Annotated in this window: 18 protein-coding genes and 1 pseudogene; 10 read left to right on the top strand and 9 right to left on the bottom strand. The window is 51.7% G+C overall.

The genetic code is table 11. From position 1 onward, the window contains the following. The first annotated feature begins 4 nt into the window (after window positions 1-4). On the top strand, window positions 5-1,258 hold the full coding sequence (tyrS, locus tag KHQ09_RS10645; RefSeq protein ID WP_213598190.1) for a tyrosine--tRNA ligase: 1,254 nt from the start codon (window positions 5-7) through the stop codon (window positions 1,256-1,258). Between the two features lie 69 nt (window positions 1,259-1,327). On the opposite strand, the gene KHQ09_RS10650 is transcribed toward tyrS, so the two are convergent. After that, a complete protein-coding gene (locus KHQ09_RS10650) occupies window positions 1,328-4,969 on the bottom strand; it encodes a YhdP family protein (protein ID WP_213598192.1) in 3,642 nt (1,213 codons plus the stop codon). 383 nt (window positions 4,970-5,352) lie between these two features. On the opposite strand from KHQ09_RS10650, the gene bcp reads away from it, so the two are divergent. Together bcp and KHQ09_RS10660 are read left to right on the top strand one after the other, a co-directional pair. Then, complete coding sequence (gene bcp, locus KHQ09_RS10655; protein ID WP_022711449.1) at window positions 5,353-5,850, top strand: thioredoxin-dependent thiol peroxidase; 498 nt, start codon at window positions 5,353-5,355, stop codon at window positions 5,848-5,850. 356 nt (window positions 5,851-6,206) lie between these two features. Continuing rightward, window positions 6,207-6,566 carry a hypothetical protein gene (locus tag KHQ09_RS10660; protein WP_213598194.1) on the top strand — a complete coding sequence of 120 codons (360 nt, stop codon included), beginning with the start codon at window positions 6,207-6,209 and terminating at the stop codon, window positions 6,564-6,566. 68 nt (window positions 6,567-6,634) lie between these two features. Here KHQ09_RS10660 and prfB read toward each other — a convergent pair. From prfB to KHQ09_RS10675, 3 genes are all read right to left on the bottom strand, one after another. Further along, window positions 6,635-7,763, bottom strand: a protein-coding gene (gene prfB / locus KHQ09_RS10665) for a peptide chain release factor 2 (protein WP_116087919.1) whose coding sequence is annotated in 2 segments (ribosomal slippage) — window positions 6,635-7,693 and window positions 7,695-7,763 — 1,128 coding nt in all. Because the reading frame shifts where the segments join, the coding sequence is not laid out codon by codon here. A gap of 138 nt (window positions 7,764-7,901) precedes the next feature. Then, entirely contained in the window at window positions 7,902-10,370 is a 2,469-nt protein-coding gene (locus tag KHQ09_RS10670) for a penicillin-binding protein 1A (protein ID WP_022711452.1), read from the bottom strand. A 381-nt stretch (window positions 10,371-10,751) separates the two neighbouring features. Then, a complete protein-coding gene (locus tag KHQ09_RS10675; RefSeq protein WP_420801442.1) occupies window positions 10,752-12,107 on the bottom strand; it encodes an N-acetylmuramoyl-L-alanine amidase in 1,356 nt (451 codons plus the stop codon). Between the two features lie 1,082 nt (window positions 12,108-13,189). Here KHQ09_RS10675 and KHQ09_RS10680 point away from each other — a divergent pair. After that, the gene (locus tag KHQ09_RS10680; protein WP_213598196.1) at window positions 13,190-16,165 is read left to right on the top strand and encodes an Rne/Rng family ribonuclease; all 2,976 of its coding nucleotides are present in this window, start codon (window positions 13,190-13,192) and stop codon (window positions 16,163-16,165) included. 108 nt (window positions 16,166-16,273) lie between these two features. On the opposite strand, the gene KHQ09_RS10685 is transcribed toward KHQ09_RS10680, so the two are convergent. Continuing rightward, the gene (locus KHQ09_RS10685) at window positions 16,274-17,461 is read right to left on the bottom strand and encodes a pyridoxal phosphate-dependent aminotransferase (RefSeq protein ID WP_420801443.1); all 1,188 of its coding nucleotides are present in this window, start codon (window positions 17,459-17,461) and stop codon (window positions 16,274-16,276) included. A 520-nt stretch (window positions 17,462-17,981) separates the two neighbouring features. Here KHQ09_RS10685 and KHQ09_RS10690 point away from each other — a divergent pair. The 6 genes from KHQ09_RS10690 (at window position 17,982) to aat (ending at window position 23,570) form a co-directional block, all read left to right on the top strand. Further along, entirely contained in the window at window positions 17,982-19,319 is a 1,338-nt protein-coding gene (locus tag KHQ09_RS10690; protein WP_116087922.1) for a M48 family metalloprotease, read from the top strand. Between the two features lie 109 nt (window positions 19,320-19,428). Then, window positions 19,429-20,202, top strand: a complete 774-nt coding sequence (locus tag KHQ09_RS10695) for a DsbA family protein (protein ID WP_213598201.1) — start codon at window positions 19,429-19,431, stop codon at window positions 20,200-20,202. Window positions 20,203-20,380: 178 nt separating this feature from the next. Beyond that, window positions 20,381-20,830 (top strand): type II 3-dehydroquinate dehydratase, encoded by a 450-nt coding sequence (gene aroQ / locus KHQ09_RS10700; protein ID WP_213598203.1) that lies wholly within the window; start codon window positions 20,381-20,383, stop codon window positions 20,828-20,830. A gap of 189 nt (window positions 20,831-21,019) precedes the next feature. After that, complete coding sequence (accB, locus tag KHQ09_RS10705; RefSeq protein WP_213598205.1) at window positions 21,020-21,490, top strand: acetyl-CoA carboxylase biotin carboxyl carrier protein; 471 nt, start codon at window positions 21,020-21,022, stop codon at window positions 21,488-21,490. Window positions 21,491-21,594: 104 nt separating this feature from the next. Beyond that, window positions 21,595-22,950 (top strand): acetyl-CoA carboxylase biotin carboxylase subunit, encoded by a 1,356-nt coding sequence (accC, locus tag KHQ09_RS10710; protein ID WP_022711461.1) that lies wholly within the window; start codon window positions 21,595-21,597, stop codon window positions 22,948-22,950. 86 nt (window positions 22,951-23,036) lie between these two features. Continuing rightward, window positions 23,037-23,570, top strand: coding sequence for a leucyl/phenylalanyl-tRNA--protein transferase (aat, locus tag KHQ09_RS10715; RefSeq protein ID WP_238481619.1), 534 nt, complete (start codon window positions 23,037-23,039; stop codon window positions 23,568-23,570). 12 nt (window positions 23,571-23,582) lie between these two features. Here the strand turns inward: aat and KHQ09_RS10720 are convergent. From KHQ09_RS10720 to gatB, 4 genes and pseudogenes are all read right to left on the bottom strand, one after another. Further along, window positions 23,583-23,927, bottom strand: a pseudogene (locus tag KHQ09_RS10720) (DUF2155 domain-containing protein); the annotation flags it as partial. A gap of 303 nt (window positions 23,928-24,230) precedes the next feature. Continuing rightward, the gene (locus tag KHQ09_RS10725) at window positions 24,231-24,626 is read right to left on the bottom strand and encodes an NADH:ubiquinone oxidoreductase subunit NDUFA12 (RefSeq protein ID WP_116087511.1); all 396 of its coding nucleotides are present in this window, start codon (window positions 24,624-24,626) and stop codon (window positions 24,231-24,233) included. Between the two features lie 214 nt (window positions 24,627-24,840). Next, entirely contained in the window at window positions 24,841-25,344 is a 504-nt protein-coding gene (locus KHQ09_RS10730; protein ID WP_213598209.1) for a GNAT family N-acetyltransferase, read from the bottom strand. After that, window positions 25,344-26,843: an Asp-tRNA(Asn)/Glu-tRNA(Gln) amidotransferase subunit GatB gene (gene gatB / locus KHQ09_RS10735; RefSeq protein ID WP_022711466.1), complete on the bottom strand. Its 1,500-nt coding sequence runs from the start codon at window positions 26,841-26,843 to the stop codon at window positions 25,344-25,346. The genes KHQ09_RS10730 and gatB overlap by 1 nt, the downstream gene beginning before the upstream one ends. Between the last annotated feature and the right edge of the window lie 139 nt (window positions 26,844-26,982).

Here is a 26,982-nt window from a genome sequence, read left to right on the forward strand (position 1 = left end):
ATCAATGTCCGGCTTTAAGTCCGATTTTCTACGCACACTTTCCGAACGTGGCTTTATTCATCAGGTCTCTGATGAATCGGGTCTGGATGAACTCTTCACCAAGGAAACTGTGACTGCGTATATTGGCTTCGACCCGACAGCATCCAGTCTGCATGCGGGCGGCCTCATTCAGATCATGATGCTGCACTGGATGCAGAAAACCGGCCACCGTCCGGTTGCGCTGATGGGCGGCGGCACCGGTATGGTCGGTGATCCGTCATTTAAAGAAGAAGCCCGCAAGCTGATGACGGTTGAAACCATTGCCGACAATATTGCCGGTATCAAAAAGGTTTTCACCAATTACCTCACTTTCGGCGAAGGCAAAACCGACGCGCTGATGGTCAATAATGCCGACTGGCTGGCAGGTCTCAACTATCTCGAGTTCCTGCGTGATGTCGGCCGTCATTTCTCCGTCAACCGCATGCTGTCCTTTGACTCGGTTAAAACCCGCCTTGATCGTGAACAGTCGCTGTCCTTCCTCGAATTCAACTACATGATCCTTCAGGCTTATGACTTTGTTGAACTCAGCAAGCGCTACGATATGCGCCTGCAGATGGGCGGCTCTGACCAATGGGGCAATATCATCAATGGTATTGATCTCGGCCATCGCATGGGCACGCCGCAGCTCTACGCGCTGACTTCGCCGCTGCTGACCACCTCTTCCGGTGCGAAAATGGGCAAGTCGCTCAATGGCGCAGTCTGGCTCAATGCTGACATGCTGAGCGCTTACGACTTCTGGCAGTACTGGCGTAATACTGAAGATGCCGACGTAGAACGCTTCCTCAAGCTTTACACCACCATGCCTATGGATGAGATTGCGCGTCTGGCAGCACTTGGTGGCTCGGAAATCAACGAAACCAAGAAAATTCTGGCCACTGAAATCACCGCTATGCTCCATGGCCGTGAAGCTGCGGAACAGGCTGCGGAAACTGCACGTAAAACTTTTGAAGAAGGTGCAATTTCTGACAATCTGCCAAGTCTGAGCATTGCCAAGGATGAACTGACCGCCGGTCTCGGTATTCAGGCTCTGCTGGTTAAAGCCGGTCTTGCCTCTTCCAATGGTGAAGCACGCCGTCATATTCAGGGCGGTGCGGTGCGCATCAATGATGTGGCTGTTCAGGATGAACGCGCTGGTATCACTGCCGGTGACGTAACCGAAGACGGTATCATCAAGCTGTCGCTGGGTAAGAAAAAACACATTCTGGTTCGTCCGGAATAAAACCAGCGATAATACAAATACGCAAAAAGCGCGGAGTAATCCGCGCTTTTTTTTGTGGCCGATTACAAATCAAAACTCGAAGATCGAGCGGAAAATCCCCGGCGCAATCGCAGAAATCGGATTGACGATAATATTCGGCTGCTTGGCATTGCCTGCCAGCTTATAGGTAATCCCGATCAGACCGCGATCGCGGCCATTGCCGAGAATTGCGCCCAGTACCGGCACTTCACCAAACAAACGATTCAGACCATAGGCAGGCATGAATGTACCGGTAACGGCCATATTGCCGTTGCGGTCGTAGAGAATGCCCTGAAAAGTAGCACCGATCAGCGGGCCGCGAAGAACGCCGTTCTTCAGCGTCAGATAACCGGAGCCCTTTTCAATCTGCGAATATCCGCGTTCAAAGTCGACCCGCGTCACATCAATATTACCGCGCACGGCCTGATTGAGGCTCTTGCCACCATTGGAGCTGGTAGAAACCAGCTTATCCAGACGCGGCTCATTAATGACCGAGAAATCACGGGCATCAATCGCACCATAAAGCGGCCCCGTGCCCTGCGAGGTCAGATTAACGGTAATTCTGCCGCCGCGCATCTTGTCGTAAAAATCAAAGAAGCGCAGCACCGCACCGGCATTGGCCGAGCTCAGCGCCACAGAACTGGCACCTTTCTGATTGCTGGATGTCGCACTGACCTGTGCGCCGTTTCCGGTCACCGCATTCAGTGACACGCCGGAGACTTTCGCCCCTGCTGTTTCATAAGACACGGTGACATTGCGCAGGCTCTCGTCATAGAAACCTTTCACATCATCAATCTGTGCATTGACGACAATGCGCGGCATCACCCCGTTTTTGCTTTGACCGGCTTTCTTTTCATCCGTATTGCCTGAAACCGCCTGCTGGATCAGCGCCCGCGCATCAAAAGCCGTACCACGGACATCCGCGCGGAAGCCATTACCGGATTTGCGCACTTCAAGGCTGAGGTCGTCATTACGCGTCAGATTGAGCTTGCGGATATTAGCGCTCTGCAATTCATTGTTTTCAAGCGTCAGATCACCGCTGACATGAAAACCGGTGCCGTCAAAGACAAAGTTACGAACCAGTACCGGCCCTTTGCCTTCCTTCGGCAACCTCACATCCATTGTCAGTTTTGCAGGAATACCTGTACCTTTTTTCCAGCCGAGCCATGGCAGATTGACCTGTGTCTTGCCGAGATCAGCGGAGATTTTGCGCATCTCACCCTGTTCCTCGCCCAGATCCAGCGTCAGCGGACCTTTAAAAATATCATTCAGCCCCGGATAATAGGTTTCACGCGTTTTATCATCCAGCTCCAGCCGGATATTTTGCTGACGCTTGATATTCGTATCCGCCAAAGGCTCAACCAGTGCCAGCTTGGCCGGAATATTATTCAGCCGTGCAGTCGCATCGATTTTAGCCACATCATCATTGACGCTCAGATTACCTTTGGCCTGCGTCACATTCTGACCGTTAAACGGTTTCTTCAAAGTCACATCGCTGAAAGCCAGATCAGCCTGCCATTTCAGACTATCCTTTGGTGCATCTTTGGTAACTGAAAACGCCACTTTAACTTTCGCATTCACATTGCCGCTGAGATCTTCAGCGCTGAAAGGCAATTTGCGCAAGGCATTGATCGGCTTATAACCAACAAGCTCTGTGATCGCCGGTGCCTCACCGCTGAGATCCAGATCAAGATCCGCAATCACCGGACGCTGGCGCCCCCAAGGCACGAACAATGTTCCGCCATCCACATTGATCTGACGATTAACCGGTGTAAAGGCCGTGCCTTTTTCAAGCTTGATGGTTGTATGCGCACCGCGCACCGCAATCGTGCCCGTTGCATCACGCACCGGCGGTATCTCACCGATCACGTCAAAACGTGTGCCTTCAACCCTGAAATCAGCCTTGATATCGGATTCTGTCAAATCCGGCGGCAGCCCCGGTCCGTTGAAGTGACCGGCAGGCAAAGCAATATCAATCCGGCCTTCGGTCATATGACCGCCAAACAGATTCTTCAGCACCCAGTCGCGCGCGCCGTCAGCCACATTGAGCGGCCAGAGTTGCTTGGCCTGTGCGACTGGCATACCCGGTATGCGCAGCATAAAAATCATCGCCGGAGAGCCGTGACCAAAGATCATCCGTCCCTGTCCATACAACTCACCGGAATCTGTTTTGACATTCAGATCATTGAAGTCAACGCGGCTGGCATTCTGCATCAGACGACCGGCAATCTTCACGCCGAACGGCAAAGGCGCTTCGGCAGAATTTTCCGGCGCGCTGACGGCATTTCTGGACACCAGCTCAAAACGGTAAGCCGGTTTCTCAGCAATATCGGTCTCCGTTTGCGTGATCGCAGATCGTGCATTCTTCAAAACAGGCAGAGTGTCTGTCTGCTGCCCTGCGGCTGGTATTTCACCACTCGCAATACGCGCTGCCTGTTCGCGGATTTTCTGGGCTGCAGTTTCCGTTTCAGCAACCGGCTCTACCCCGAATGCACCTTCAAGCACCGTGGACAAGCCGCCAAGATTGAGATCAAGCGCCTTAATCTCAAGTTTTTCCCCACCGGCAATATGCTCAAAAGACAGTGCCATATTGCCTTTGATGCCGCGCTCACGCCCCATATCCACGACAGCATCATCAAGCGTCAGCTTGCCGGAGAGGATTTCCTTTTGCACCTCGGTAGAGGCCTGTCCGGTTAAAGCCAGTGATGCCGTGCTGTTCACATGGAAATAAGCCGGATTTGGCCGGTCATTGCCCATTTGCGGCATGACTTCTTCCGGCGAGCCAAGGCTGACCGGAATATTATCCAGTGTCAGGGAGAAGTTAGAGGCATGTGCGGGATCATCGGAACGGATCATTTCCGCCTGCAAAGCCGTGCTTTTGCCCTGCCAGACAAATTCGGCATCCAGCGTAACTTTCTGCCCGTTCTGCCTGACCTGCGCATTACGGATCAGGATTTCCTGATCTTTCTCCATCGCGCGAAAAGCAAATGTCACATCATGCAATGCAATTGCTTTTGTGCCGCGCATATCCAGCAGTGCCAGTGTCTGATCGATACCCGCAAAGACTTCACGCGACAGCTGATCAAAATCGACCAGTCCCCTGTCATTAAACGGCAAAAGGATAAAAGGTTTCGGCTTGGTTTCACCCTCTTGCAGGCGGATCAAAGCATCGCCGATTTCAATCTGGGCAACCTGAACTGAGCCGGTCAGCAGCGGCAAAGGTGCCAGCCCCAGCCTGACAACACCCAGCTTTTCTACGGAAACATCCTGAATGCGGCTGTTCAGAGCAACATCACGCGCTTCAATCGCCAGATGTCTGTTACCATCCAGCGAAACCAGCGCCTTGCTGATCGACACACCGGCATCAGGCCCTAAGATTTCCTGCAATCTTTGCTGTGCTTCATCGCGCAACATATCGCTGCTGATACCGGTACGCAGCACGAGAAAACCGATACCTGCCAGTACAATCAAAGCAAAACTGACAGAGATAAAGGCGCGCCAGCATTTTGCGATAAAGCCTTTGCGCTTTCTGCGCGCTGCCTTGCGGGCTGCTCTGTTATGTAAGCCGGTCTTATAATCAGGGCAGTCTTTCAGCACAGCTTTATTCTCAGGCCCCGCACCGGATGACGGATACTGATCAAGATGCTGTATGTCACGCTTGTTAAAGCGGATTTTTCTTGGTTTTTCTTTCAAAAACTTAAATCACTATCCGGATTGGCTGCACCTGAACTGCATAATTTTCAAAAGAAATTCTGTCATTTCTCATCAATATAAAACAGATCAGATTGCTGTCATTGATGAATCGTTATTTCAAAGCCCTGATTAACTGACAAAATTTCAGAAACAACACATGATTACAAGTCGCGGAAATAAATCAAATCACCTACCCCCGGGAAAATGACACCGGATGCTTTGAGTTTTTCTATTATCCGGCACAACATTAATCCTCGTGCAGAATCATTGTAGAACACATCCTCAACCATTCACATGAATAACAGGCAGAGCGGGTGTCGCGGATCAGATGAAACGTAACACGCTCAGTCCTTGCTCCCATAAGGATGAAGAAAGGCGCACTTATGACCAACCCGACAGATAATGTTGCCGCAATTGCTTTGCAGGCAGGTGATCCGGCTCCGGCATTTTCCCTGCCTAAAAACGGTGATGACACGCTCTCATCTGCTGCTCTTCAGGGCAAAGCCTATGTGCTGTATTTTTATCCGAAAGACGACACCAGCGGCTGCACCCGCGAGGCAATTGACTTCAGCGCATTGAAACCGGAATTTAATGCCATCAATGTCAGCATTATCGGCGTATCCCCTGACAGCGTACGCAAGCATGACAAATTTATCGATAAACATGATCTCACCATTGAGCTTCTTGCTGATGAAGAAAAAGCTCTGAGCAATGCCTATGGTGTCTGGGTAGAAAAGAGCATGTATGGCCGTAAATATATGGGCATTGAGCGCTCCACCTTCCTGATCGGCAAAGACGGAAAAATCGCACAGGTCTGGCGCAAGGTAAAAGTTGCCGGTCATGCCGAGGCTGTGCTTGAAGCCGCCCGTAAGCTCGGTTGAATATCGAAAATATCCGGCACGGAAACCCTTTATTAACTCTGTTACGGTGTATGATCTGCGCAACAGTCCAGAACAGTTTTACCCGTTCGCACAGTTTGTTATAGTTGCAGCATTTCCAGCAAAAGTGGGAACCGGTTTTGCGTTGGATAATGCGCAATAAAGATGAAACAGAGCGGTTCTACGATTCAACTTTACTAGAACCGCTCTGGAAGTGATCTGCTCAGACGGTAATTGCGAGGCAGTAAAGGCGGTTAATTCTGCCATACAAAACCCGCAAATCTGTCTGAGATAATATCACAGAGCTGCTTTTCTTTAATGGAAAGCAGAACGAACAGCAGGCTTTACGGGATAAGACTATGTCAGTCACAGGTAAGATCATGACCCGTTATCTCTCACCACTATCCGCATCGGTTGCGCGACTGCGTTTGCCGTCCCGCGCAGGCAATTTTCTGCTTGCCGGTCTCATCGGCTATAGTGTGAGTGCAGATGTGCTGATTGCCGGTGCTTTGGCTGCCTCTGTTCTGCCGGCTCAGGCTCCGCTGCCTGACACATCCCTGACCATGCTGAAATCTGAAAAGAGTGTCGCCGCTCAGCCAATGCCACCACTGCCGGATCAGATCTATGATGCCAAATTCCACGAAGGCGCTGTTGATCTGAACACCGCTGCCAGTTTTGCCGGAATTGATCCTTTCATCACCGGTCCGGTTCCGAAATAACCGATCATAAAAAAAGCCGCCGGTAAGATCATCTCACCGGCGGCTTTTTTTCATTCAATCAACTCAGATCAGTCAATATCCTGTACATCGGCATCCTTGCCGTGTACGCGCTGCGCCAGAGCAGCTTCCATAAACTCATCCAGATCACCATCCAGTACATCGTCCGGACTTGTGCTTTCAACACCGGTGCGCAGGTCTTTGACAAGCTGATAAGGCTGCATGACATAAGAGCGGATCTGGTGTCCCCAGCCGATATCTGTCTTGGAAGAATTCACCTCATTGGCGGCTTCTTCACGCTTCTTCAGCTCTTCCTCGTAAAGACGCGCACGAAGCATCGACCAAGCCTGTTCACGGTTTTTATGCTGTGAACGCTGGGTCTGGCACTGCACCACAATACCGGTGGCAATATGCGTAATACGAACCGCCGAATCTGTGGTGTTAACGTGCTGACCACCGGCACCGGAGGCGCGGTAAGTATCAATACGGACATCGGATTCCGACACTTCGACTTCAATATTGTCGTCGATCACCGGATAGACCCAGATACTGGCAAAGGATGTGTGGCGGCGGGCATTGGAGTCAAACGGCGAAATACGCACCAGACGATGCACGCCTGATTCCGTTTTCAGCATACCGTAGCTGTTATGGCCTTTCACGAGGATAGTTGCGGATTTAATACCCGCTTCTTCCCCAGCCTGAACTTCCAGAACTTCCACCTTACGGCCGTCGCGCTCACCCCAGCGCGAATACATACGCAGCAGAATGGACGCCCAGTCCTGACTTTCCGTACCACCGGCACCGGCATGAACTTCCAGATAAGCATCATTGCCGTCAGCTTCACCGCTGAGCAGCATTTCAATCTGACGCTTATCGAGTTCCGCCTTGATCTCGCGAATACCGTTTTCCGCATCGGTGATGATGGACTTATCGCCCTCTTCTTCACCCATCGCGATCAGCTCGATATTGTCATCGAGCGAACGGGTCAGCGCCAGAATACTGTTAATGCTGTCATCCAGCTGCTGGCGTTCACGCATCAGCTTCTGTGCTTCCTGCGGGTCATTCCACAGGGTCGGATCTTCAGCACGGCTGTTCAGATATTCGAGTTTCTTCAGTGACTGATCCCAGTCAAAGATGCCTCCTCAGCAGGCTTATGGCCTGCTTGATTTCGTCAACCAAGTTCTCAATCTCGGCACGCATAGCTGCGGCTCCTTTGTCAGTCTTAATAATTTCTCAGTCAAACCTGAGCTTAAAATACAATCAGCATACAGGCATTTTTCATGAAGCCTGTATGCTGATTGTGTTTAAGCCTGTCAATATTTCAGGCTCAGGGCAGGCTTAATAAAGACCGCCAGATCCGGAATTAATTGCCTTATTCGCCTGCGGCGATTGCGGCTGCACCGGCGAGCCTTCCTGGAAGCTGTCGGCACCGATCACAGAATAGCTGTCAGCTGGGCCTGTTCCCGGTTTAAAGGCTTCCATAATCACATCCGGACCACCAGGCGTTGCACGCATACCGGTACGGCGGTTGATTGCAATCATGGTCATGCCTTCAGGCACACGGAAGTCCACTTTCGGCGCTCCCTGCATTGCCACGGTCATGAAATCCTTGAACACCGGTACAGCAAGGCCGGAACCTGTACCGCCGCGGCCGAGTGGTGCAGGCTGATCCATACCAAGATACAGACCGACAACCATATCCGGCGTAAAACCGACAAACCACGCATCTTTTTCGTCATTTGTCGTACCGGTTTTACCGGCAATCGGACGGTTCAGGCTCAGCAGCATACGTGCAGTACCGCGCTGAACAACACCTTCCATCATCGATGTGATCTGATAGGCGGTCATCGGATCAAGCACCTGATCGCGTTCGTCAACCAGCTCAGGCTCTTCCTGATTGTTCCACTCTTCCGCATTACAGTTCTGGCACTGACGCATATCATGCTTGAAGATAGTCTTGCCGTAACGATCCTGCACGCGGTCAATCATTGAAGGCGTGATCGACCGTCCGCCATTAGCCATGATCGAATAGCCGGTGACCATGCGCAGCACAGTTGTTTCACCGGCACCAAGCGACATGGAAAGCACCGGCATCATCTTGTCATAAACACCGAAACGCTCTGCATATTCCGCAACGGTCTTCATGCCCATATCCTGTGCCAGACGCACAGTCATCAGGTTACGGGATTGTTCGATACCATAGCGCAGGGTTGAAGGGCCGGAGAATTTGCCGGAATAGTTTTTCGGGCTCCAGACGCCGAGCGAACCGCCCTGATCGACAGAAATCGGGCCGTCAAGCACCACGGATGCCGGTGTATAGCCATTATCCAGTGCTGCCGCATAAACGAACGGTTTGAAGGCCGAACCCGGCTGACGATAGGCCTGCGTCGCGCGGTTAAACTCCGACTGCGCATAGGAGAAGCCGCCAACCATAGACAGCACGCGGCCGGTATGCGGATCCATAGCAACCAGCGCACCGGAGATTTTCGGCACCTGACGCAGACGGTAAGCATCGCTGCCCTCGCCTTTTTTCTCCACATAAATCACATCGCCGACCTCAAGCACACCTGCCGGTGATTTCGCTGTCGAGCGCTTGCCGCCGATATTCATGCGCATCGCCCATTTCATATCCGCAGCGGCAACGCGGCCGGTCGCCCGTTCTTCACTGATTTTACCGGACGGATCACGGGCCGGCTGCAATCCGATTTCCAGCGCATCCGGTGTGGCATCCAGCACAACAGCCAGATGCCATTCCGGCACGTCGGTCAGACCGGCAACTTCACCCAGTTCCTGACCCCAGTCTGTGCTCAGATTGAGATGTTTGACAGGGCCGCGATAGCCTTGCGCCTCATCATAACGGATGAAACCGTTATGCAATGTTTTACGCGCCATGACCTGCAATTGCGGATCAAGCGTTGTGCGCACGGAAAGCCCGCCTTCAAGCAGCGAAGCATTGCCGTAACGGGTTACAATCTGACGACGCACTTCTTCAGCAAAATATTCACTGGCAAACAAACGGCCATCCGCATTATGCGGCTTCACACCCAGCGGTGTTTCCTTGGCTTCTTTTGCATCCTCAACAGAAATATAGCCGTTTTCCTGCATACGATCGATGACCCAGTTGCGGCGCTCAATCGCGCGCTGGGCATAACGATACGGATGATAATTGGCAGGGCCTTTGAGGAGTGCTGCAAGATAGGCAGATTCGCTGATGGTCAGTTCATTGACGGACTTGTCGAAATAGGTCAGCGCAGCACCGGCAATACCGTAAGCGCCCATACCGAAGAACATTTCATTGAGATAAAGCTCAAGAATCTGGTCTTTGCTGAAAGTACGCTCCATACGCAGCGCAACAATCGCTTCCTTGATTTTACGGTCATAGGTCTGCTCGGAAGTGAGCAGCATATTTTTGGCAACCTGCTGCGTGATGGTCGACGCGCCCACAGGGCGGCGGTCATTACCGGTCAGCTTATTGACAATATTGGTGGAGACCGCACGGGTAAGACCGAGATAATCCAGCCCGTGATGCTGATAAAAGCTCTTGTCTTCCGCTGAAACAAAGGCTGCTTTCACGCGATCAGGAACCGCCTGAATCGGCAGGAACATGCGGCGTTCTTTGTAATATTCCGCCATCAGACTACCGTCTGCGGCATGCACGCGCGTTGTTACCGGCGGCTCATATTTGGCCAGCACTTCATAATCCGGCAAGTCCTTGCTTATGCTGCCGACATAGAAGGCAACGCCTCCCGCAACGATCAGCATCAGCACCGTTCCGATGCCGAAAAAATATCCGATGAGCCGTACCATATTTTATCCGGTGTCCGTTTCAGATTATCTGCTACATATCATTAACTTAGAGCATTTCACAGTCAAATTGGATCAATTTGACGACCGTGATAATGCGGCTACTAAAGAATCCAGAACGAATGCCGCGATCCAATTTGGACGTAATCCGCTCCGGTAAAAATTCACAGGCAATTTTAGCAGGCTTTGCAGCGTAAAATTGTTTTCAACCTGATGAACCCTTCCAAGCCATTCATCTCTGAGCCCTGACCTGAACCCTGATCCGGTGTTAAACCAGACCAACAGCGTGGTAGTGAACAGCAAATACGTCAAAGACAAGATGAATTTACTGTTTTTAACTCTTTATTCATTTCTGTGACGCTTTTGACGCAGCCCTCACAGAATTTACGGCTGCGCCTGAACATTGTTGCGCAGCGTATAATATTTATCCACTGCATGGGAAATCCGCTCCACTGCACGTTTGCGCCATGAAGCATCTTTCAGCAGCTTCTCATCGTCTTTATTCGACAAATATCCGATTTCGACGAGAACCGAAGGAACATCCGGTGCACGCAACACCTGAAATCCGGCAAAACGATGAGGATTATTAATCAGATTAACCTTGCCCTGCAGAGATTTGACCAGCCCGTCAGCAAAATTCAGCGAAAAAGAATGGGTTTCACGCTGCGTCAGCTCCATGAGAATATCATGAACAACCGGAGCCTCTTCGCTGTAAATACCCGCACTGGCGTCAGAATTATTCTCACGTTCCGCCATAGCTCTGGCCACATCATCCGACGCCCTGTCAGACAATGTATAGACCGTTGCACCGCGTATATCCTTATGGCGGATCGTATCGGCATGAAGCGAGATAAACAGATCCGCCTCATGCTGGCGCGCCAGACGCACCCGCTCCCCGAGCCGCAGGAAAGTATCGTCCTCGCGGGTCATGAGAACATTGATATTCTTGTTCTTCATGAGTTCATCACGAAGCTCACGCCCGAAAGCTAGCGTCACATTCTTCTCCAGCGTGCCGCTCACACTTTCCGCGCCGCTGTCGATGCCGCCATGCCCCGGATCAATCATCACAGTAAACTGGTGGCTTGAGCCAAGCGTATCGCTGATGGCAGGAGATGCCCCGCCAGTATCAGCATTTAATGAGGCCGCAGTCACTTTCTGATCGGCAAGAGCCTGTGCAAATTCACGGTCAGAACTGGCGACAATATCGGCAACCATACGATAGCCGGACGAAGATTCGTTTTTTACAACTTCCAGCTTTTCAACTTTGAAAGGCCCTTTGGCATTGAGAATCAATCGCGACCGCGTCTGCGCAATCAGTCCGTAGCGCACTTCAGAAATCAGACCACGCGGCGTCAGTGATTCCTTGTCAAAACCGAAACTGGTTTCCGGCAGGTCGATCACAAGACGATGCGGACGCTCCAGAAGATGCGTCTCTACATTCGGCTCATTGTCAAACATAACCACGATACGGCTGCGCAGATCATCACCGGCCATTTTGAAGGTCAGTGCAGAGAGTTCAGATTTACCGCCTTGCGCTGCAAATGCAGAATTTATCGGTATTATTGCCACAAAAGCCGAAAGCAGCGCCTGCTGCCGCAAAAACTTGCGAAAAGCCGGTTTTAAAGAAAAAAGATTGGCTGTCAGAATTCGTAAAAACATCGTCTCGATCAAATTATTGCAAAGCTGAGATTCGTTCAGATCCTGCACATAGTTTGCAATCCCCTGCCCGCAAATCAGCATTTACGAACACCCGCCCGTGATCGGGCATTATGATTGCCTTTGCGGCAGTTCGGTGACGTCTGAGCAGTTTCATTTCTCCTGTTTCAGAAAAACCACACTACCTCACCCGCTCCTGCCGGATGCTGCAACCGCCCGTAACACAGATATGCTAGAGCTTTATCGTTAATGAAGCCTTTGCAAATTTCATCAAATCTGTCTCTGCATCCGGCATTCATGATTACAAAATTTCAATGCCATTTCCCGTCGCAACCGGCAACTGACAAAGCTGCATGCACAAATCACGCATGAAATAAAGCCGGCTTAGATTCCGCCCGCCGTATCTTCACTTAAATCCCGTGTCAGCGACATCAGAAAATCATTCTAAAACATTGAGATAAATGTCGAAATTATAAAATTTATGCCTGATTAGTTTGAACGGAGTGTGACGCATTATTATATTCTGCTTGTCAGAGGGGCGATCAGGTCCTAAAAGCATTATCAGGTTACAGATCCGCCATCGGAATCATTCTCTGTCCAGCGTCCGGTTAACACCCGCGGACAGGCTCTTATCGTGGCAGATCAGCTCAGAACCTGACGTTACAACCGTCAGAAAACTGCAGAACAGCCGTTTGTGATAATTCTGATTTGAAAGATTATCCGGCGGCTCAGCGTAACTGAACAAGGATTCAGCACTGGCACGGTTCCCCCGGCCACTGCTCATAAAGACTGCGGACTATGTGAGAAATCATAATCGGCAATCTGTTATCTGCGGCATCACGCGTTGTAAGAAACGCAGTTTACAATGCCGTAACACTTTTGAATTGCTGCATATTTTATCCTTTGGGATTTGTGCGGCACTATAATCGGCCTGTTTATCAGGTCTTTCGAGGTCGTTTCGATCGGAACCGCTATGGGTCACGCAGACTTGACCATTGCCAGCCTGAAAATCGCGATTGCCGCAAGGCATCAGCGCGTGAAGACTGTACTCTGCGTTCCGGCGAACCTTAATTTATCCGGCAACCGCGAATATATACGAACCGGCGCTCCCGAAGCGTCTCCGGTTCCTCTTGATTTGCGTTTTTCCGCCGGAAGGAAAAACACTTATGTCGAACAAAATGCTTATCGATGCCTCCCACCCGGAGGAAACGCGCGTCGTAGTGGTGCGCGGTAACAAGATCGAAGAATTCGATTTTGAATCTGAGCATAAGAAGCAGTTAAAAGGCAATGTATATCTGGCACGCGTAACCCGCGTTGAGCCGTCATTGCAGGCTGCTTTTGTGGAATATGGCGGCAACCGCCACGGCTTCCTCGCCTTCTCCGAAATTCATCCGGACTATTACCAGATTCCGGAAGCTGACCGTAAAGCGCTGCTGGAAGCGGAAGCCCGCGCAGCGCGTGATGAAGATGATGAAGAGCGTGAAGAAGCACCACGCCGCAATCGCCGCGGTCACAATGATCGCCGTGGCTCCGGCCGTCACCGTCATCACAACAACAGCAGAGATCATGCTGCGGCACCGGCTGTACCGGCACCTGAATTTGTCGGCGACTTCGCCGTTGAAGCACAGGAAGCCTATGCACAGGCATTGCTCAATGCCGCTCAGGAACAGACAAATGACGATGCGGATGATAATGCATCCGTCATGGCTGCCTCTTCCGATCAGCCGGTAATCCGTGAAAAAGCACCGCGCAAACAGCACGCATCAGACAGTGACGACGATGACGATCACGATGATGAAGACGATCAGGTTGAATCGGTCGGCGCTGAAGATGCGATGGAAGAACTGCCGGGCAGCAACCGTGCGCATCGCAAGCACTACAAGATTCAGGAAGTTATCAAGCGCCGCCAGATTATCCTGGTGCAGGTGGTTAAAGAAGAGCGCGGCAATAAAGGTGCAGCTCTCACAACCTATCTGTCGCTGGCAGGCCGTTATTCCGTACTGATGCCGAATACTGCACGCGGTGGCGGTATTTCACGCAAGATCACCAATATTCAGGATCGCAAGCGCCTGAAAGATATCGTCAAGGAACTCGAAGTGCCGCAGGGCATGGGCGTGATCCTGCGTACGGCCGGTGCCAACCGCACCAAGGCAGAAGTGCGTCGTGACTATGAATATCTGATGCGCATGTGGGATAATGTCCGCCAGCTGACCATGCAGTCGCAGGCGCCTGCCCTCGTCTATGAAGAAGGCAATCTCATCAAGCGTTCGATCCGCGATCTTTATAACAAGGATATCACGGATATTCTGGTCGCCGGTGAAGCCGGTTACCGCGAAGCCAAAGATTTCATGCGGATGCTGATGCCGACCCATGCGCGCGTCGTCCAGCCTTACCGTGAAACCACGCCGATTTTTGCCCGCAACGGTATTGAAGCCCAGCTTGACCGGATGCTGCATCCGCAGGTTACGCTGAAATCCGGCGGCTATATCATCATCAACCAGACTGAAGCTCTGGTAGCGGTTGACGTCAACTCGGGTCGCTCAACCCGTGAAAATTCGATTGAAGAAACTGCATTGCAGACCAATCTGGAAGCCGCGGAAGAAGTCGCACGCCAGCTGCGTCTGCGCGACCTTGCCGGTCTGGTTGTGGTTGACTTCATTGATATGGAAGAAAAGCGCAACAATCGTGCCGTTGAAAAACGCATGAAAGATTGCCTGAAAGATGATCGCGCCCGTATTCAGGTTGGCCGTATTTCGCATTTCGGTCTTCTGGAAATGTCGCGTCAGCGTATCCGTGCATCGGTTCTTGAAAGCACCATGCAGCCTTGCCCGCATTGCGCAGGCACAGGTCTGATCCGCTCGGATTCTTCAATGGCGCTTTATGTCATCCGCTCGATTGAAGAATTCCTGCAGCGCAATTCGCAGAACAATATTACTGTTCGCGCACCGCAGGCTACAGCGCTGTATGTGCTGAACCACAAGCGCCATCTGCTTGCAGAAATGGAAAGTCGTTTCGGCCTGACGATTGAATTACAGATTGATGAAACCGTTGGTCATCAGCATCTGGCGATTGACAAGGGCACACCGGCTGCCGGTCCTGTTAATCCGGTTCCGCAGACAATCCAGTTCATGCCTTATGACGAGGAAAATGATCCGGAAATCATCGATGTGGAAGATGATGCGGAAACCGAAGCAACATCAGGCGATGAAGATAGTGCACGCGATGATAATAATGACGACCGCAAGCGCAGCCGTCGTCGCCGTCGTCGTCGCGGTGCCCGTGATCGCGACAATTCGGGAACACAGGGCGAAGCCGCTTCTGATGAAGATGAAGGCGATGATGCAGACGCAGATGACGCACCTTCCCAGTCGGAAGAAGACCGTCGCAAGAAGCGTCGTCGCGGCCGTCGTGGCGGACGTAAAAACCGTCGCGGCGAATATGACAATGACAACCGCATGCCTGCGGTCGAATTTGTCGGCTTCAGCCGCGATGAAGCTGTCACCCGTCTGACTGCCTATAAACAGGCTGTGAAAAAAGCTGCGGCTCCTCTGCCTTCACCGGAATTTGTGGGCTTTAACCCGCAGCTGAAATCAGCGGCTCCGGCTGCTGCCCTGACACAGGATGCTCCGGCCAAGACTGAAGCAGCCCCGCAGGCTGAGGCAAAATCCGAGAAGAAGACTGCAAAACCTGCCCGTAAACGCCCTGCTAAGCCACGCGGTGCAAAAGCAACGGCGGAAACAGCTGCGGAAACTGTGACTGAAGTAACAGAACCTGCCGGTGAACCGGTTGTTGCAGAGGCTGTGGTTGCGGAAGCTGAAACTGTGATTGATGAGGCTCCGGCCAAAACCACACGCAAAAAAGCTGCGGAAAAGCCGGCCAAGCCTGCCCGCAAGCCGCGCGCTAAAAAAGCAGCGGAACCGGTTGCAGAAACACAGGCCGAAGTTGCTGAAGCCGTTGTTGTGACTGAAGTGGCAGAACCTGTTGCGGAACAGCAAACAGAAAAGCCTGCCCGTAAACGCAGCAGCACGCAGGAAGCATCCAAGCCGGTTGTGACCTCGCAGATCAGTCAGGCTGAAAAGCAGGAAGAACCGGCAGAGCAGCCTAAACGCGGCGGCTGGTGGCAGAAAAAGGGCTTCTTTTAAGCCCTGCCGATAAAACCTATAGAATAAAAAAGCCGCCGGAATTTCCGGCGGCTTTTTTTATTTCATATACATACTAAATTTCAAATTTGTACAAAAAGAGGACTGACCTCAGAGCCAGCCTTCCAACCGGCGCATTGCTTCCCGCATTTCATCGGCTGTGCCCGCATAGGAGAAGCGCATTGTGCGGTGACCTTCCAGCGGGTCAAAATCCAGCCCCGGTGTAGCGGCCACATTAATCTCGGCAATCATTTTGCGGGCGAATGCCATGCTGTCATTGGTAAAACGTGACACATCGCAATAGGCATAGAATGCACCATCCATAGGCGCGGCCAGTGTCAGCCCCATTTTTGGCAGATGCTCGCCAAGGATCGAGCGGTTCAGCGCATAACGCTGCTTGATAATATCCAGCTCATCCGTTGCCTTAAAAGCCTCAATCGCCGCAATCTGTGACAGTTCCGGTGCTGAAATATACAGGCTTTGCGCAATACGTTCATTCGGGCGCACCGCCTCTTCCGGCAGCACCATCCAGCCGATACGCCAGCCGGTCATGCAATAATATTTGGAGAAAGAATTAATCACCGTCACACTATCATCAAAGGCCAGTGCAGTCTGGTCAGGACGATCATAGGTCAGGCGATGATAAATCTCATCGGAGATCACACGAATATTGCGTTCACGAGCCGCCTCCAGAATGGCTTTCAGCTCATCATCTTCAATGATTGCGCCGGTCGGATTGGCAGGACTGGCGAAAAGCACACCTTTCAGCGGCTTTTCCGCATGGGCAGCAATCAGGCTTTCAGCGGTCAGATTGGCACTTTTACCGTCACCGGTGCCGATTTCAACAACTTCAACGCCAAGCGCTTTCAGAATATTGCGATAGGCCGGATAACCCGGACGGGTAATTGCCACGCGGTCTCCGGCATCAAAATAAGTCAGAAAGGCCAGATTGAAAGCGGCCGATGAGCCGGTCGTCACGGCAATGCGCTGCGGGCTGACTTCAACGCCATATTGCTCAGCATAATGAGCAGCAATCGCCTCGCGCAGACCGATCAAGCCAAGCGCATCCGTATAACCGATTTTGCCGTCAATCAGGGCTTTTTGCGCAGCTTCACGCACGCGGAGCGGTGCCGGATCAGCAGGCTGACCAACCGCCATGGAGATCATCGGCGCGCCGTTAGCGCGGCGCCGGTTCGCTTCAGCAAGCACATCCATGGCATGAAACGGATCAACTTCGCTCCGGTAGGAAAAAACTCTCACTTCTCTGCCCTCAAAAAACACCTGCCCTGCCGCCTGCATGAAACAACAGCCTGCAGAACCGGTTAAGCTTTAAACACCGGATGTTCCATAGCCCGAACGGCACAGTGCAACAACAGCATAACAATCACAAAATATTAGCTATAAAACAGAAAAACGAGCCGAAACTTTAAACTTCTTAAGCCTGACTTCAGTTCAGGTCATAAAAAAGGCCTGAAATATCATGAAATATCATGAAATAAACTGTGGTTCACAACTGCGGATTCCTGACGGAATATATCATTCTGTTTTTCGCATCCTGTAAGCTAGAACAGCATTATAAATAGTGCAGCTGATTCACACCTGATGCATGTCCCTGTCCAAACTGACCTGTTTGGATACATCATGCGGTAAATGAAAGTGTCCGGAGCGAATGCGATACCGTGCTACCGCTCTTGATCGTTTTTAAAACAGGATTTTATTGATGGCCGAAACCGCACCTCTTTATACAGCCCCTGCGCCGCAACCGGCAGCACCGGCACCGGTTCCCGCCCGCAACAGGCTGCACCGCCCTCTTTCCCTGATGATTTCCGCCGCTATTCTGGCCAGCTCCGCAGTCACTGCCTCGGCGCAGTCGCGCTCAGTACCGGTCGTGCGTGATGCAGAAATTGAAGCCCTCGTTACCGATTACACGACCCCAATTCTCAATGCCGCAGGCCTTGGTAAAAAGCGTATCGGTACAATTCTGGTCAACAGCCCGAGCTTCAACGCTTTTGTCGACGGACGGCGTATCTTTATCAATACCGGTGCCCTGCTCCAGTCTGAAACACCGAATGAGATTATCGGTGTTATCGCTCACGAAACCGGTCATCTTGCCGGCGGCCATCAGGATCGTCTGCGCGAACAGCTCAAACAGGCCAAAACCATGGCTGTTATCGGCACATTGCTCGGCCTTGGTGCGGGGATTGCCGGTGCGGCGACCCGCAACAGCGCCATTGCCGGTGCCGGCGGTGGTATTGCTGCGGGCGGCGGTGAAATCGCCATGCGCAGCCTGCTGTCCTATCAGCGCACGGAAGAAGCAGCTGCTGACCGTTCGGCAATCAATTATCTGAATAAAACCGGCCAGTCCGCCAAAGGCATGCTGACAACATTCGAACGCTTTGCCAGCGCCCTGTCGATCAGCGGCACACAGGTTGATGCCTATCGTATCAGCCACCCGCTGCCGCGTGACCGTATTGCCAATCTGACGACTCTGGCGCATCAAAGCCCGTATTTTGAGAAAAAAGACCCGGAAGCCCTGCAGCTTCGTCATGATATGGCACGGGCAAAAATCGCGGCCTATTCCGGCGGCCTCGGCTCACTGCAACGCATGTTCCGTAACAATCCGCGTGGCGTAGGCGCGCGTTACGGCGATGCGATTTACACATTCCTCAATGGCAATCCCCGTAACGCCATTCCGAAAATCGATGCATTAATCAAAGAACAGCCGAAAAACCCTTATTTCCGCGAAATAAAGGGCGAAATGCTGCTGAAAGCCAATAATCCGGCAGGCGCTGCTGCCGAGTTCAAACAGGCTGCCGCACTTGATCCGCGCAAATCCAGTCTGATCCGTATGAGCTATGGCCGCGCTTTGATGCTGACCGGCAATAAAGCCAATATGGAAGCGGCTATCCGCGAGCTTAAAGCGGGTATGGTACGTGATCCGGAATTTTCGGAAGGTTACGGCTATCTGGCACAGGCCTATGGCCAGTCCGGCCAGATGGGGCTTTCGGACCTCGCAACGGCGGATCAGCATTATTATGCAGGCCGCATCAATGAGGCCAAGATTTTCGCAACCCGTGCGCAGACACGTCTGAAATCCGGTTCGCCGGACTGGTTGCGCGCGCAGGACATCATCAATACCAAGACCAAAAAGAAATAAACCACGGCAACCAATACCGGTTTTCCGTAACAGAACTTCACATTTCGCCAGTATGGCGGACTACCACCATTAACCCGAACGACAAGGCCGGTTTATCCGGAGTGATCCTATGACCATTCATTTCAAGCGCCGTTTAGCTACCACTGTTTTCGGCGCAGCTGCTCTGGTTTCTGCCGTTGCAGCTTCCCATGCACAAGAAGCAAAGCCGCTCGATAAAGCTGCCGTTGAGAAAATCGTCCGCGAATATCTGATCGCCAATCCGGAAGTGATGCTTGAAGTGCAGGACGCTCTGGAAGAAAAACAGGCTGCATCAGCCCGTGACAGCCAGTCCAAAATCATTGCAGAAAATCATGATTCGATTTTCAACGATGCCAATGATGCCGTTTACGGCAATCCGAAAGGCGATGTGACCATCGTTGAATTCTACGATTACAATTGCGGCTATTGCAAACGCGCAATGCCGGATATGCAGGCGCTGCTCAAAGCCGACCCGAATGTCCGCTTTGTCCTGAAAGAGTTCCCGATTCTCGGACCGGATTCAATGCGCACCCATCTGGTTGCACAGGCATTCAAGCGTCTGATGCCTGAAAAATACATGGAATTGCATGAAGCGCTGATGAAAGAGCCGAAAAGCTCTACCGAAGAGAGCACAATGAAGATCGCTACCTCTTTGGGTGCGGACGAAACGAAACTGCGTGAACTGATGAAAAGCAAAGAGGTCGTGACCTCCTTCCAAAGCGCTTATAATGTTGCTCAGGCGCTGAATATTTCCGGCACACCGTCTTATATTATCGGCAATGAGCTGGTTCCGGGCGCTGTCGGTCTGGAAACATTGTCTGAAAAAATCGCTGAACAGCGCCAATCAAACACCGGCAACAAATAAAATTCATAATTTTATCTATAAAATTTGAATTTAGTGCCGGAAAATGCAGTTAAAGCCTGTACGGATACAATTTACAGGCTTTAACCGCAAAGCATTCCCCATTATATGGGAAGAGTTAAAGACTTCAGACAAGCTGAATTCATACGAATAACGGAATCGTAAAGCGACACCACACCCGATGGCACAAGTGATTTTCATTCTGAACGGCCCGAACCTGAATATGCTCGGTAAAAGAGAACCGGCAATTTACGGCTCGACGACCCTTGATGATATTCACGTAAACTGCCGCAAAGAAGCTGAAAAGCTGGGTGTGGAAATTGACTTCCGTCAGTCTAATCACGAAGGCGATCTGGTCACATGGATTCAGGAAGCCGGTGAGAAAGGCGCGCAGGTTCTGATTAACCCTGCAGCCTATACACATACATCCATTGCGCTGCTTGATGCCATTCGCGCAGCTCAGGTGACTGTCGTAGAGGTTCACCTCTCAAATATTCACGCCCGTGAAGAGTTCCGCCACAAATCCTTCGTTTCTCCGGTTGCCAAAGCTGTTCTGTGCGGCTTCGGTGCGGAAGGCTATTTGATGGGTCTGCGGGCTCTCGCCGGCTATCAGCATAATCCTGAAAGTTGACCGGATTTTCAGAGTGGATTATGCCACGCATACCTAACCAGCATAATGTACCCTGACCGTCAGGCATATGCTAAAAGCAGTTCAAAACTGCGAAAATAAAAATGGGAGCCTATTCCGATCTGCCTTAACCGGATCGGAATAGGCTCTGAAGAAACAACAATATATATCAGCGGTAAAGGGGCCAGACCCATGACGAACAAAAGCTCCGGTATCGATCAGGCGATCATTCGCGATCTCGCGAACATCCTCAAAGATACCGATCTGACAGAAATTGAAGTTGAACAGGACGATCTGCGCATTCGCGTTTCGCGCAATATCACTGTTCAGGCTGCACCTCAGCAATATTTTGCACCTGCTGCCGCAGCACCGGTTGCCGCCGCTGCGCCTGCTCCTGCTGCAGAAGCACCGAAAGCTGCTGACAAATCCAAAAATGCCGTGCCTTCACCAATGGTTGGTACCGCTTATCTCGCACCGGCACCAGGTGCCAAGCAGTTCGTGGAAGTCGGCCAGAGCGTTAAAGAAGGCCAGACAGTTCTCATCATCGAAGCGATGAAAACCATGAACCAGATTGCTGCTCCGCGTGCAGGTACAGTGACTGCTATTCTGGTCAGCGACAGCCAGCCAGTTGAATTCGGCGAACCTCTTATCGTCATCGAGTAAGATCTTTCACAGATCACGGCTGTATTTTCAAACATACAGCCATCGCTGACCAATTTGAATTAATGCATAGTCTGCCTCAGACTATGCCTGAGGCAGGAGCTCCGATGTTTCAAAAAATCCTCATAGCCAATCGCGGCGAAATTGCCCTGCGGGTGCTGCGCGCCTGTAAGGAGCTTGGCATCAAGACTGTTGCCGTTCACTCCACTGCCGATGCCGATGCCATGCATGTGCGTCTCGCAGATGAAAGCGTATGTATCGGACCACCATCATCGCGCGACAGCTATCTGAATATTCACCAGATCGTTGCCGCCTGCGAAATCACCGGTGCTGATGCAATCCATCCGGGTTACGGCTTCCTCTCCGAGAATGCCAAATTCGCTGAAATTCTTGAAGCTCACGATATTACCTTCATCGGCCCGACCGCTGCGCATATCCGTATCATGGGCGATAAGATTGAAGCCAAGAAGACTGCAAAACGCCTCGGCATTCCGGTTGTTCCGGGGTCTGACGGCGGGGTTGCCAGTGAACAGGATGCAATTCGTATTGCTTCCGAAATCGGCTATCCGGTCATCATCAAGGCTTCCTCCGGTGGCGGTGGTCGCGGGATGAAGGTTGCCAAATCGGCAGAAGATATCTCTGTTGCCTATAATACTGCACGCTCGGAAGCTGCAGCTGCATTCGGTGATGATGCTGTTTACATCGAGAAATATCTCGAAAAGCCGCGTCACATTGAAGTTCAGATCGTTGGCGACGGTGCAGGCAAAGCTGTGCATCTGGGCGAACGTGATTGCTCGCTGCAGCGCCGCCACCAGAAGGTCTGGGAAGAAGCCAATTCCCCTGCCCTGAATTCCGAAGCCCGTGACAAGATCGGCATGATCTGCGCCAATGCGGTTGCAGAACTGGGCTATCGCGGTGCCGGTACAATCGAATTTCTCTATGAAAACGGCGAGTTCTATTTCATCGAAATGAACACCCGTCTTCAGGTGGAACATACGATTACCGAAGCGATCACCGGTATTGATCTGGTTCATGAACAGATCCGTATTGCCGCCGGTCTTGGCCTGTCGGTCAAGCAGGACGATGTACGTTTCTCCGGTCATGCGATTGAATGCCGTATCAATGCGGAAAACGCACGCACATTCACACCGTCACCGGGCACGATTAAGCATTATCACACACCGGGTGGTCTGGGCATTCGTGTCGATTCCGGCGTCTATAGCGGCTATAAAATCCCGCCATATTACGACAGCATGATCGGCAAGCTGATTGTGCATGGCCGTAACCGCGTGGAATGCCTGATGCGTCTGCGTCGTGCGCTGGATGAATTCGTCGTTGACGGCGTTGATACAACCCTGCCGCTTTTCCAGGATTTGATTGCCAATCCGGATATCGCCAATGGCGATTATGATATCCACTGGCTTGAAAAATATCTGGAAAAGAAAAACGCATCGGGTCAGTAACTCCGGTGGCGGGACGCAAATCCCCTCCGCCTCAAAATTTAAGCCCGGAGCTTTTGCTCCGGGCTTACGCCTCCGGCATTTTCCCTATGTCAGAAAGTGCTGATGATCCGGAAATATTCTGGGTACGACCGGAACAACGCGGCATTATTCCGCTCGATAAGTTCCACATTTCCCGCAGTCTGCAAAGAACACTGAAGCGCTCCCCGTTCGAGATCTGCTATGATACCGCCTTTGAACAGGTGTTGGAGGGCTGTGCAATCAGACGGGATCCCAATGCCGGTACATGGATCAATCAGACGATCCGTGACGGCTATATTGCCCTGCACAAAGCCGGACACTGCCATTCTGTTGAAGCATGGCAGGACGGGCAGCTTGTCGGTGGTCTTTATGGTGTGTCGCTGGGTGGCGCATTCTTTGGTGAAAGCATGTTCAGCCATGTCACCGATGCTTCCAAGGTCTGCCTCGTGCATCTGGTAGAGCGGCTGCGTGCACATGGTTTCAAACTGCTGGATACGCAGTTTACCACGGAGCATTTACAGCGTTTTGGCGCTGTTGAAATTCCTGCAAAGGATTATGAAGATATGTTGCTGCCAGCGATTTTAACGCCGGCGCAGTTCTGAACCTGCCAAACCTTATTGCGGCGCAGGAATGTCTGACGTCTGCTTGCAGTCTTTCAGCCAGATATCATAAACCGGATGATCCACAGCATTCAGACCCGGACTATCGGCAAACATCCAGCCGGAGAAGATACGGCGGATTTTGCGATCCAGTGTGATTTCATCCACCTGCACAAAACTGTCGGTACGCGGTGCTTCATTTTCAGTACGGCTGTAGCAAACCTTCGGCGTTACCTGTAACGCACCGAATTGCACTGTCTCATTGATATAAACGTCAAAAGTTGTGATCCGGCCGGTGATCTTGTCCAGACCGGAAAATTCAGCAACTTTATTGGAAATACGCTCGGCACGTGCCTCAGATGCTACGCCCAGACCGGCAAGTGCCAGCCCTGCAACCAGCAGAAATGTTGTTCCAAAAGATCGTCCGGAAGAAACATTCATACACATTCTGCCTTTGGTACTGGTTGCATAAACGGATGCGGAGAAAACACCCGCCGGAAAATTAGCCTGTTCTTTACGGCATTTGTGAGAAAAAGACGCGCCGGACAGGGTTTTCCCCAATCCAGAGCGGCAGACCACTGCACAGGACATAACTTTAGGGGAAAGATAAAGGCGGCACAGCTGAAAAACCATGCCGCCTGTCAAATCTATCAGGACTGAAACTTAATTCGGTGTCCATGCATCATAGTCGCCGCTCACTTTAGGGCGCTGACCGGATGCAGAGATCGCACCCTGCGGGCGATAAGCATAAGGCGTACCGGTCAGGTTCTGCTGGTGCGGCTTCTGCCATTCGCGCGGCTGATAGTTTTCTTCAGTCGGCGGCGTGTCGGTGCGGTGATGCATCCAGCCATGCCAGCCGGCAGGAATTGCACTGGCTTCGCTATAGCCGTTGAAGATAACCCAACGACGGGTGCGGCCTTCAGAATCCTTACCACCGGTATAATAAACATTACCGAACTCATCTTCGCCAACGCGCTTACCTTTGCGCCATGTATGAAGACGGGTGCCGATAGTCTGGCTGTTCCACCAGGTAAAGACCTGAATAATAAATTTTTTCATAGCACTTCCGGATCCTGAACTATCCTGACCATAAAGGCACAGGATCATGCAGATTATTCCCTGCTTATGCCCTTATCTGAGGCGTGTCGCAAGGGTCAAGTTGCCGCTGTTTTCAGCATTTCTCAGTTAAGTGATCCCATTTAACACCGGAGAACACTTAACTCACAAAACTTTGTACGAGCGCAACAGGCACAATTAAACGCGGATGCTCCGGTTACATAGACCAGCCTGTCAGAGACTTTTCCATTTTAATAACCGGAATATCTAGATTGAGCGTACCCCAGTCATTTGTCTCGCCGGTCTTTTCAAAACCTTTGCGGGTGTAGAAGTCCAGAGCTTTTTGATTCTTAGCAATCACTTCGAGAGCAAGCTTCTCCACATCAGGAAAAGCCATTTCAATCTCCGCCAGCAACATGGTGCCGATACCCTGAACCTGCTGTTCAGGGTCGACATAAAGCTGGTGCAGCTCCGCAATACCGTCTTTGCTCTGGCTGGCATAAGCCATGCCGACGAGGTTGCTCTCACCGTCATCCGCCACCACAAATTCCGAATAAGGCTTGGCCAGATTACGTGTCAGCGCAGCAACAGAATGATATTCACCTGTCACCTTATTGACGGTCTCAACACCCAGCACATCATCAAATGTGGCATGCCATGTTTTGACCAGCAACTGGTGCACGGCCTTCAGATCATCCTTATTTGCAGAGCGCAGCCACATTATTCGATGCCCAGTTTCGCTTTAACCAGATCATTCACAGCCTGCGGATTAGCTTTACCGCCGGTTGACTTCATCACCTGACCAACAAACCAGCCCGCCAGTGTCGGCTTTTCTTTTGCCTGAGCCACTTTTTCAGGGTTGGCAGCGATGATTTCATCAACGGCTTTTTCAATCGCGCCGGTATCTGTCACCTGCTTCATGCCGCGGGCTTCGACGATCTCTTTCGGATCACCGCCCTCGTTCCAGACGATTTCAAACAGGTCTTTTGCGATTTTACCAGAGATTGTGCCTTCCTTGATCAGATCAAGAATAGCGCCCAGCTGTTCCGGAGAAACCGGAGCATCTTCAATATCTTTACCGGCCTTGTTCAAAGCGCCGAGCAGATCATTGATGACCCAGTTTGCAGCAACTTTACCATCACGGCCTTCTGCAACCGATTCGAAATAGTCAGCAATGGCTTTTTCAGTGATCAGGATGGATGCATCATAGACAGACAGACCCATGGTTTCGACCAGACGGGTTTTCTTGTCATCCGGCAGTTCCGGCAGAGCTGATGCCAATTCATCCACATAAGCCTGTGTGAATTCCAGCGGCAGCAGATCAGGATCAGGGAAATAGCGGTAATCATGCGCTTCTTCTTTCGAGCGCATCGAACGGGTTTCACCCTTTACCGGATCATAAAGACGGGTTTCCTGATCAATCTTCCCGCCATCTTCAAGAATACCGATCTGACGGCGCGCTTCATATTCAATCGCCTGACCGATGAAGCGGATCGAGTTCATGTTCTTGATTTCGCAACGGGTGCCGAACTCACCGCCCGGACGACGTACAGAGACGTTCACGTCTGCGCGCATTGAGCCCTGATCCATATTACCGTCACAGGTGCCAAGATAACGCAGAATGCTGCGCAGCTTGGTCATATAAGCGCGCGCTTCATCCGACGAACGGATATCCGGCTTGGAAACGATTTCCATCAGCGCCACGCCGGAACGGTTCAGATCGACATAGGACATGCTCGGATGCTGATCGTGCAGGGATTTACCGGCATCCTGTTCCAGATGTACACGCTCGATACCAACTTCAACATCTTCAAACTGGCCTTTGGAATCAGGGCCAACAGACACAGTCACAGTGCCCTCACCCACGATCGGCTGCTTGAACTGGGAGATCTGATAGCCCTGCGGCAGATCCGGATAGAAATAGTTTTTGCGGTCAAAAACCGATTTCAGATTGATCTGTGCTTTCAGCCCGAGACCGGTACGAATGGCCTGCGCCACACATTCCGCATTGATAACCGGCAGCATACCCGGCATCGCGGCATCCACCAGCGAAACATTGGCATTTGGCTCGGCACCGAATTCGGTGGAAGCACCGGAGAACAATTTGGAATTGGAAGTCACCTGCGCATGAACTTCCATCCCGATCACGATTTCCCAGTCACCGGTGGCACCGGAGATCAGGCGTTTCGGGTCTGGCGTGCGTGTATCGATAAGGGACATGGGCTCTTAAATCTCTGTTTTGCGGTGCGAGTTAAACTCCGCCGTTTTCTCATGCTTCTGGCTAAAACAAACCGGCCTGACTGGCAAGTGTTCTGTGCATCACAACAGCACTGTTTCAGCATCAATAAACGATCATGGC

It is taken from the genome of Pseudochrobactrum algeriensis, assembly GCF_018436245.1.
Classification (GTDB): Bacteria; Pseudomonadota; Alphaproteobacteria; order Rhizobiales; family Rhizobiaceae; genus Pseudochrobactrum; species Pseudochrobactrum saccharolyticum.

Bases quoted from the DNA above. Each gene is read 5' to 3' on its own strand.
- KHQ09_RS10660 (WP_213598194.1), top strand. From the start codon at position 6,207: ATGTCAGTCACAGGTAAGATCATGACCCGTTATCTCTCACCACTATCC.
- bcp (WP_022711449.1), top strand. From the start codon at position 5,353: ATGACCAACCCGACAGATAATGTTGCCGCAATTGCTTTGCAGGCAGGT.
- KHQ09_RS10725 (WP_116087511.1), bottom strand. From the start codon at position 24,626: ATGAAAAAATTTATTATTCAGGTCTTTACCTGGTGGAACAGCCAGACT.
- tyrS (WP_213598190.1), top strand. From the start codon at position 5: ATGTCCGGCTTTAAGTCCGATTTTCTACGCACACTTTCCGAACGTGGC.
- accB (WP_213598205.1), top strand. From the start codon at position 21,020: ATGACGAACAAAAGCTCCGGTATCGATCAGGCGATCATTCGCGATCTC.
- KHQ09_RS10690 (WP_116087922.1), top strand. From the start codon at position 17,982: ATGATTTCCGCCGCTATTCTGGCCAGCTCCGCAGTCACTGCCTCGGCG.
- aat (WP_238481619.1), top strand. From the start codon at position 23,037: ATGTCAGAAAGTGCTGATGATCCGGAAATATTCTGGGTACGACCGGAA.
- aroQ (WP_213598203.1), top strand. From the start codon at position 20,381: ATGGCACAAGTGATTTTCATTCTGAACGGCCCGAACCTGAATATGCTC.
- KHQ09_RS10680 (WP_213598196.1), top strand. From the start codon at position 13,190: ATGTCGAACAAAATGCTTATCGATGCCTCCCACCCGGAGGAAACGCGC.
- accC (WP_022711461.1), top strand. From the start codon at position 21,595: ATGTTTCAAAAAATCCTCATAGCCAATCGCGGCGAAATTGCCCTGCGG.
- KHQ09_RS10685 (WP_420801443.1), bottom strand. From the start codon at position 17,461: ATGCAGGCGGCAGGGCAGGTGTTTTTTGAGGGCAGAGAAGTGAGAGTT.
- gatB (WP_022711466.1), bottom strand. From the start codon at position 26,843: ATGTCCCTTATCGATACACGCACGCCAGACCCGAAACGCCTGATCTCC.
- KHQ09_RS10695 (WP_213598201.1), top strand. From the start codon at position 19,429: ATGACCATTCATTTCAAGCGCCGTTTAGCTACCACTGTTTTCGGCGCA.
- KHQ09_RS10730 (WP_213598209.1), bottom strand. From the start codon at position 25,344: ATGTGGCTGCGCTCTGCAAATAAGGATGATCTGAAGGCCGTGCACCAG.
- KHQ09_RS10670 (WP_022711452.1), bottom strand. From the start codon at position 10,370: ATGGTACGGCTCATCGGATATTTTTTCGGCATCGGAACGGTGCTGATG.
- KHQ09_RS10675 (WP_420801442.1), bottom strand. From the start codon at position 12,107: ATGCTGATTTGCGGGCAGGGGATTGCAAACTATGTGCAGGATCTGAAC.